Annotated in this window: 7 protein-coding genes and 1 riboswitch; of the genes, 3 read left to right on the top strand and 4 right to left on the bottom strand. The window is 75.1% G+C overall.

What is annotated here, in order from left to right; genetic code table 11:
- Positions 1-715, bottom strand: a 715-nt coding sequence (locus AB0E96_RS35945) for a prenyltransferase/squalene oxidase repeat-containing protein (RefSeq protein WP_359830150.1), incomplete at its 3' end; no start/stop codon positions are given.
- A 110-nt stretch (positions 716-825) separates the two neighbouring features.
- A riboswitch (cobalamin riboswitch) is annotated at positions 826-901 on the bottom strand.
- A 166-nt stretch (positions 902-1,067) separates the two neighbouring features.
- Complete coding sequence (locus tag AB0E96_RS35950) at positions 1,068-1,670, bottom strand: TetR family transcriptional regulator (RefSeq protein WP_359830152.1); 603 nt, start codon at positions 1,668-1,670, stop codon at positions 1,068-1,070.
- 277 nt (positions 1,671-1,947) lie between these two features.
- Here AB0E96_RS35950 and AB0E96_RS35955 point away from each other — a divergent pair, with 277 nt between their 5' ends.
- The 3 genes from AB0E96_RS35955 (at position 1,948) to AB0E96_RS35965 (ending at position 5,337) form a co-directional block, all read left to right on the top strand.
- On the top strand, positions 1,948-3,258 hold the full coding sequence (locus AB0E96_RS35955) for a glycosyltransferase family 4 protein (RefSeq protein ID WP_359830154.1): 1,311 nt from the start codon (positions 1,948-1,950) through the stop codon (positions 3,256-3,258).
- A gap of 178 nt (positions 3,259-3,436) precedes the next feature.
- Positions 3,437-4,279, top strand: a complete 843-nt coding sequence (locus tag AB0E96_RS35960; RefSeq protein WP_359830156.1) for a methyltransferase domain-containing protein — start codon at positions 3,437-3,439, stop codon at positions 4,277-4,279.
- Positions 4,276-5,337, top strand: a complete 1,062-nt coding sequence (locus AB0E96_RS35965; protein WP_359830158.1) for a prenyltransferase — start codon at positions 4,276-4,278, stop codon at positions 5,335-5,337. Before AB0E96_RS35960 ends, AB0E96_RS35965 begins: the two co-directional genes overlap by 4 nt.
- A gap of 117 nt (positions 5,338-5,454) precedes the next feature.
- Here the strand turns inward: AB0E96_RS35965 and AB0E96_RS35970 are convergent, their stop codons facing one another.
- Positions 5,455-6,360 (bottom strand): hypothetical protein, encoded by a 906-nt coding sequence (locus AB0E96_RS35970; RefSeq protein WP_359830160.1) that lies wholly within the window; start codon positions 6,358-6,360, stop codon positions 5,455-5,457.
- 196 nt (positions 6,361-6,556) lie between these two features.
- The coding region (locus AB0E96_RS35975; protein WP_359830162.1) for an N-acetylmuramoyl-L-alanine amidase at positions 6,557-7,408 on the bottom strand (852 nt) is incomplete at its 5' end.

Raw genomic sequence — 7,408 nt, forward strand, 5'->3', positions numbered from 1 at the left:
CTCGGCTCACCGGCCTCGAGGCGGTCCAGGGCGCGGGCGATGCGGACGTGGTGGCGGTGGTGGGTGAGCGATGGGCGTTCGGGGCCAGGGAGCCGTCGGCCGGGTCGGGCTGGTAGGCGAAGGCGCCGCGCTGGTCGGCGGGGGCGGCGCAGCCGAGCTGGAAGCGGGCGAGCCCGTCGAAGGCGGACTTGCCGGCCTTGGCGACGCCCGCCGGGTCGGTCCTGGCGGCGAACAGCGCGTTGACGGCGAGCCCGGTGGAGTTGGCGTCGCCCGGGCTGCCCGGGTTGTAGGCCCAGCTGCCGTCGCCGTTCTGGGTGGTCTTGAGCCAGGCGACGCCCTTGTCGACGGCCTCCTGGTGCCCGCCGACGGCGACCAGGGCCTGGATGGCGACGGCGGTGGCGTTGCTGTCCTCGGTCGTGGGGTCGCAGGCCGCGCCGGCGGCCCGGTAGGAGGGCCAGCCGCCGTCCTCGCACTGCTGCCCGGTGAGCCAGCCGACGGCCGAGTCGGCCGGGGTGACCTTGGCCGCCGTGAGTGCGGTGAGCGCCAGCGACTGCCGCCAGACGCCGTCGTACGTCGGGTCGCTCGTGCCGTACAGCCCGTCGGGGCCGGCGGCGGAGGTCGGCGCGGGGCTGTCGGCGAGGGCCGGGCCGGCGGCGAGGCCGGTGAGCATCGCGGCGGACAGGGCGGCGGCGCCCAGGCGGGCGGCGGTCAGCATGGTGCGGGTGTGCCTTTCGGTGAGCGGTGGTGGCCCGGGCGGGGCCGTTCCGTAGTCCTCGACGGTGCCGGGCGCGTGCGTCCGGACTGGCCGCTCGCCCCTCCCCGGGCTCTCCGACTCGTCCGGGTGGCCTGGTGCGGCGCCGGACTCACGGCTGCGGGGCCAGCGCCGGACTTGCACCGGCTTTCCCCGGGGGAGGAGCGGGATGGAGTTGTGCTGCCCTGTCGACTCTAGCCGCCGGAGCGCGCGGAGCGGCCCGGCCCGGGCAGGAACAGGTTCCAGTCGGCGGCCCGGGGTCGGGCCGGTTCGCGGCGCCGGGGGAGCCGGCTTCACGGGGCGGCGGGCGGCCGTCTCACGGCAGGGTGAGCAGCCGGGCCGCGGTGTGCAGGTCGGCCCGGACCTCGGCGATGGAGGCGCGCCCGGAGAGCCAGGCGACCAGCGCCGAGTGCCAGGTGTGCTCGATCACCCGGACGGCCGCGCGCTGGCTCTCGGTGGGTGGTCCGGACTGGCCGATCGCGTCCAGGATGAGCTGTCCGGTGGCGACGCTGACCTGGTCCACCTCGGCTCCGACCGAGCGGTCCGCGAAGGACAGCGCCCGGACCATCGCCTCGGCCAGCAGCGGTTCGCGCTGCAGCGCGTGGAAGGCCCGGGTGAGGGTGTCGGCCACCCGGGGCGCCGGTTCGAGGTCGGCCGGCGGGTGCCGCCGGATGTGTTCGCGCAGGCCCTGGAGCTGCTCGAGCATCACCGCCACCAGCAGGTGCACCTTGGACGGGAAGTACCGGTAGAGCGTGCCGAGGGCGACCTGGGCGCTCTCCGCGACCTCCCGCATCTGCACCGCCTCGTACCCGCCCCGGACCGCCAGGGCGGTGGCGGCCCGCAGGATGCGCCGGCGCCGCTCGGCCTGGCGCGCGGTCAGCGGCGGCTCGCCCGGGGGCTGTGAGCCCGGGGGCGGCACGGACGGCGAGACCGGCGGCGACGTCGGAGGAGGGGGTGGCGGCAAGGGTGCTCCCGGTCGGGCGAGAGTGGCGGTGTGCTCCACATGGTCGGCAGGATTCGGCGTGGCGGGAATCACCAGCCCTGGCTCCTGAGGGAAAGCTACGGGCCGGTATCTTCGAGGTCTCTCATTGTTCACGTGGTCGACGACGAGTTCCCCAGCCACTGAAACCTGATCTACTTTAGCGACCGGAAGCACGACCGGCAGCACCGATAGCAGCTAGAGAAGAGGGCCCAGGATGACCGCGCAGCCGCTGCGGATTGCCCTGCTGTCGTACCGCGGGGACCCCTTCTGCGGCGGTCAGGGCGTGTACGTACGACACCTCTCCCGGGAGCTGGCCCGGCTGGGCCACCACGTGGACGTGATCGGCGCCCAGCCCTTCCCGGTGCTGGACGAGGTCGACGGCCCCGGCTCGGTGCGCCTGGTCGAGCTGCCCAGCCTGGACCTCTACCGCGCCGACGACCCCTTCCGCACCCCGGCCCGCGACGAGTTCCGCGGCCCGGTGGACGTGCTGGAGTTCGCCACCATGCGCACCGGCGGCTTCCCCGAGCCGCTCACCTTCTCGCTGCGCGCCCGCCGCCACCTGGCCGCCCACAAGGGCCGCTACGACGTGGTGCACGACAACCAGACCCTCGGCTACGGCCTGCTGGGCCTGGCCCGGCACGGCTTCCCGCTGGTCACCACCATCCACCACCCGATCACCGTGGACCGGCAGCTGGAGCTGGACGCCGCCGCCACCCGGCTCAAGCGGCTCTCGCTGCGCCGCTGGTACGCCTTCACCCGGATGCAGCGCCGGGTCGCCGCCCGGCTGGACCACGTGATCACCGTTTCCGGCACCTCGCGGCGCGAGATCGCCGAGCACCTGGGCGTCGCGCCGGGCGCGATCTCGGTGGTGCCGATCGGCGCCGACACCCGGCTGTGGTCCCCCTCGGCGGAGATCGCCCGCGTCCCCGGCCGGATCGTCACCACCTCCAGCGCGGACGTCCCGCTGAAGGGCCTGGTCCACCTGGTCGAGGCGCTCGCCAAGGTCCGCACCGAGCGGGACGCCCACCTGGTGGTGGTCGGCAAGCCGCAGAAGGAGGACGGACCGGTGGCCGAGGCGGTGCGCCGCTTCGGGCTGGCCGGGCACATCGAGTTCCGCAGCGGGCTGACCGACCGGGAGCTGGTCGACCTCTACCGCTCGGCCGAGGCGGCCTGTGTCCCCTCGCTGTACGAGGGCTTCTCGCTGCCCGCCGCCGAGGCGATGGCCACCGGCACCCCGCTGGTCGCCACCACCGGCGGGGCGATCCCCGAGGTGGCCGGGGCGGACGGGGAGACCTGCCTGGCGGTGCCGCCGGGCGACGCGGGCGCGCTGGCCGCCGCGCTCGGCCGGCTGCTGGACGACCCGGAGCTGCGGGCCGGACTCGGCGCGGCCGGCCGCGAGCGGGTCCTGGCCCGGTTCACCTGGGAGCGGGCCGCCGAGCTGACCGCCGAGGCGTACCGCGCGGCGATCGCCTCCGGTGCCGGCGCCCGGGCCCGCTCGGGGCCGGGCTGGCGGTACGTGGCCTAGCGGTGCGCGGCGCGGGGCGGGCCCGGGCGCCCGCCCGGTGACGGCGGGTCGGTGACGGCGGGTCGGGGGCCCGTCGGGCGGCGCGCGACGAAGCGTGGCGGCGCACGAGCGCCGTGCCGAACGAAAGCCTGACGGAGCGTCAGGAGTGCTTGGCAGCAATAGGAATGGGAGTCCAGCAGTGCTGACCGTCGATTTCTCGCGCTTCCCGCTCGCCCCCGGCGACCGGGTGCTCGACCTGGGCTGCGGCGGGGGCCGGCACGCGTTCGAGTGCTACCGCCGCGGCGCCAACGTGATCGCCCTCGACCAGAACGCCGAGGAGATCGCCGAGGTCAGGAAGTGGTTCGCGGCGATGGAGCAGGCCGGTGAGGCCCCCGAGGGCGCGTCGGCGGCCGCGATCGAGGGCAACGCGCTGGCGCTGCCGTTCGAGGACGAGTACTTCGACAAGATCATCATCTCCGAGGTGATGGAGCACATCCCGGACGACAAGGGCGTGCTCGACGAGATGTTCCGGGTCCTCAAGCCGGGCGGCCTGCTCGCCGTCACCGTGCCCCGCTGGCTGCCGGAGAAGATCTGCTGGGCGCTGTCCGACGAGTACCACGCGAACGAGGGCGGCCACATCCGGATCTACCGGGGCGACGAGCTGCTCGGCAAGCTCAAGGACGCCGGCCTGGAGCCGTACGGCACCCACCACGCGCACGCGCTGCACTCGCCGTACTGGTGGATCAAGTGCGCCGTCGGCGTCGACAACGACAAGGCGCTGCCGGTCAAGGCGTACCACCAGCTGCTGGTCTGGGACATCGTCGGCACCCCGGTGATCAGCAGCCTCACCAAGGCCGCCGAGCGGGCGCTCAACCCGGTGATCGGCAAGAGCTTCGTCGCGTACGCCTCCAAGCCCAACCGGGTCGAGCCCGACCGGGTCGAGGCCGGCCGGGTCGAGGCCGGCCGGGGCGAGGCCGGCCGGGGTGGCGCCGACCGCACCGAGCCCACGGCCGCGGCCGGCGCGCCGGGCGGAACGGCATGACCGCCGCGGTCCCCGAGGTGCTGCTGCTCGACGGGGTGCTCGACGCCGAGCAGGCCGCCGACACCGTGCGCAGCATCCTGGCCGAGCAGCGCCCCGACGGCGCCATACCCTGGTTCGCCGGCCACCACCTCGACCCCTGGGACCACACCGAGGCCGCGATGGCCCTCGACACGGCCGGCGAGCACGCCGCCGCCGAGGCCGCCTACCGCTGGCTCGCCGCCGCCCAGAACCCGGACGGATCCTGGTACGCCGCCTACACCGACGGCGTGGTCACCGACCGGGCCAAGGAGAGCAACTTCTGCGCGTACATCGCGGTCGGGGTCTGGCACCACCACCTCAGCACCGGCGACGACGCCTTCCTGGAGTGGATCTGGCCGGCTGTCCGGCGCGCCCTGGACTTCATCGTCGGGCTGCGGCTGCCCGGCGGCCCGATCGCCTGGCGGGTCGACGAGGACGGCGCGGCCACCGACGAGGCGCTGCTCACCGGCTCGTCCAGCATCCTGCACGCGCTGCGCTGCGGGCTGGCCATCGCCGAGTACCTGGAGGAGCCGCAGCCCGACTGGGAGCTCGCGGCCGGGCGGCTGGGGCACGCCGTCTCGCACCACACCGAGCGGTTCCTGGACAAGGACCGCTACTCGATGGACTGGTACTACCCGGTGCTCGGCACCGGACTGCGCGGCGACGCGGCGCTGGCCCGGATCGAGCGGGACTGGGAGCGCTTCGTCGTCCCCGGCCTCGGCGTGCGCTGCGTCAGCGACCGCCCGTGGGTGACCGGCGGGGAGAGCGCCGAGCTGGCGCTCGCGCTCTGGGCGATCGGCGAGTCCGACCGCGCGGTGGAGATCCTGCGCTGGATCCAGCGGCACCTGCGCCACGAGGACGGCTCGTACTGGACCGGGTACGTCTTCGAGGACGACGCGATCTGGCCGGAGGAGCGCACCACCTGGACGGCCGGGGCACTGCTGCTCGCGGTGGCCGCGCTCGGCGGGGATCCGGCGACGGTCGCGGTCTTCGGCGGGGAGCAGCTGCCCGCCGGGCTGGTGGTCCAGGACTGCTGCTGAGCCGGGCGTCCGCGGGGCGGACGCCGAGCGGACGCGGGGCAGGCGCCGAGCGCGCATGCGAGAGGGGCGGGACCGGAGAACCGGTCCCGCCCCTCTCGCGTCGCGTGCCTCGGGAGGTCAGCCGCGCTGGATGCCCGTGGTGTCGGCCAGCAGGCCCTGGCTGCCGTCCGGCAGCTGCGCGACCAGCGCGGCGCCACGCTGCTCGACGGCCAGGTACCAGGTGCCCGGCACGACCTCGCCGACCGGGGCGCCGGCCGGGTTGTCCTTCGGCGCCAGCTGGCGCGGGGCCGGGACGGCGAACCAGAACGGCTGGAAGTCCGCCGCCGGGGCGGCCGCCTGCTGGGCGGCCGGGGCCGGCTGCGGGGCCGGGGCACCGGCGTCGTGCGGCTGGGCGGCCGGGACCGGCTGACCGGCCTGCGGCTGGCCGGCGCCCGGGTAGCCGTAGCCGCCCTGGCCGCCGAACGCCGGGTCCTGGCCCTGGGCCGGGTAGCCGTACTGGCCGGCCGCACCCTGCTGGCCGGGCTGGCCCGGGTAGCCGTACTGCCCGCCGGGGACGGCCGCCGGACGGTCGGCGACCAGCGGGGCCTTCAGCGCGGGCACCAGGGGGCCCGCGGCGGCCGCGCCGGCGAGCACGAGCAGCGCGATGAAGCCGAGCCAGGCGCCGAAGCCGTGGCTGACGACGCTGCTGGAGGTGCCGCCGCCGAGCGCCCAGACCGAGGTCCACAGCGCCGCGACGGAGAGGGCGATGCCCCACTGGTCCAGCCGCAGGCCGAGCACCTGGCGGGTGGCCGCGGCCGCGCCCTGGAAGCGCTGCACCAGGATCAGCACCGCGGCGGCGATGCCGAGGAGGTAGATCGACGGCAGGATCGGGAACAGGTCCGTGCTCCACGCGTTCTGCGACGAGGGGCAGTACCGGCTGCCACCGCAGTCCACGGTCCAGTAGGGCAGGAAGGAGGCGATGAAGAGCAGGACGGCCGCGCCCGCGACGGCGGCGTCTCCCCTGGTGAGAGCGCGCAGATTCACTAACGTTCCCCTCGTTGACGTGTCGTGGACGGTGGTTCGTGCGGTCGGGATGACCGGCCGAAACTCCCGAACGGACCAGAAGCCTAGGCCCAACCGTCCTGCCGGTGCACGGCGGGACCGGGAATGGGGCGAAGTCGTTGCAAACCGTGCGGTCCGGACGGAGTTCCGTCCACCGTCGGAGCGCGGCCCAACTCCCTTACCGCTCTTCGGTCTTCTCTTGGGTCGTCAGGAACGCGGTCAGCGCGTCGGCGATCCCCTGGGCCGCCTGCTGGCGCCACTGAGGATCCGTCATGCGCTTCGCGTCCGTCGAGTTGCGCATGTTACCGCACTCGATGAACACCTTGGGGACCGCGGAGAGGTTGAGGCCGCCCAGGTCGGAGCGGGTGTCCAGGCCGTCCTTGGCGATGTAGTCCGCATACGGTTCACCGGTCGCGGCGTGGAAGCGGTCGCGCAGCAGGAGGCCGAGCCGGTGCGAGGGGGCGACGATCGCGGCGTTGTCCGCCTTCCCGGCCACCACCCGGGCGGGCATGATCACGTGGAACCCGCTGCCGCTCGCCGGGCCGCCGTCGCCGTGCACCGAGACCGCGACGTCGGCGTGTGCCTCGGCGCCCGCGCGGGCGCGTTCGTCGACGCACGGGCCCCAGGGGCGGTCGCCGTCCTGCACCAGCACCACGGTGGCGCCCCGGGCGGCCAGGAGGGCGCGGGCCCGGCGGGAGACGTCCAGGGTGTACTCGGCCTCGGTGTAGCCGGCGTTGGTCTCCGTCCCGGTGGTGTCGCACTCCTTGCGGCTGTTGCCGATGTCCACCTGGCGGTTGATCTCGGCGGTGTGGGCGGAGTTGCCGGGGTTGTGGCCGGGGTCGAGCAGGACGGTGCGGCCGGCGAGGGCGGTGGCAGCGGTGGCGGTGGTGGGGTCGGCGGGCGGGGTCCCCGCTGTGCTGTCGGTGGGCGCCGGTGCGAGGGGAGGGGTGAGGGGCGTGGCGGACGCGGTCCCGGCCGGGGCCGCCGGCGTGGTCGCGGGTTCGGGCGCGGCCGCGTTCGTCGTGGCCGG

Origin of the sequence: Kitasatospora sp. NPDC036755 (genome assembly GCF_040636595.1) — a bacterium.
Taxonomy (GTDB): Bacteria; Actinomycetota; Actinomycetes; order Streptomycetales; family Streptomycetaceae; genus Kitasatospora.

Coding starts and splice junctions, on each gene's coding strand:
- AB0E96_RS35955 (WP_359830154.1), top strand. CDS start 1,948: ATGACCGCGCAGCCGCTGCGGATTGCCCTGCTGTCGTACCGCGGGGAC.
- AB0E96_RS35965 (WP_359830158.1), top strand. CDS start 4,276: ATGACCGCCGCGGTCCCCGAGGTGCTGCTGCTCGACGGGGTGCTCGAC.